This window comes from Streptomyces sp. NRRL S-340 (assembly GCF_000720185.1).
Classification (GTDB): domain Bacteria; phylum Actinomycetota; class Actinomycetes; order Streptomycetales; family Streptomycetaceae; genus Streptomyces.
This window is the reverse complement of the sequence record NZ_JOIY01000137.1, coordinates 1-304: the sequence shown is the minus strand read 5'-3', so window position 1 is coordinate 304 and position 304 is coordinate 1. Positions and strand designations below refer to the sequence as shown.

Here is a 304-nt window from a genome sequence, read left to right as displayed (position 1 = left end):
GCTCGCCGACGCGATGGGCGTCCAGGCCGGTGCGCTCTACCGCTACTTCGCGACCAAACAGGACCTGCTCACCGCGATGGCCGAACACATGGTCGACGGCGTCGCCGACGCCGCCGGACCGGCGGGGGACGGCGACTGGAGCGAGCGAACGGCGCGCCTGGCCCGCGCGCTGCGCACAGCCCTGCTCGCCCACCGCGACGGCGCACGCGTCTTCACCGGCACGCACGCGACCGGCCCGAACACCCTGGGCTTCGCCGACAGCCTCGTCGGCGTGCTGCGCGAGGCGGGCTTCGGCGACGCCGAA

1 protein-coding gene is annotated in these 304 nt (G+C 75.0%); it reads left to right on the top strand.

Annotated elements, in window-relative coordinates:
- A partial coding sequence (locus IG64_RS37295; RefSeq protein ID WP_037865039.1) for a TetR/AcrR family transcriptional regulator C-terminal domain-containing protein occupies positions 1 to 304 on the top strand: 304 nt, incomplete at both ends.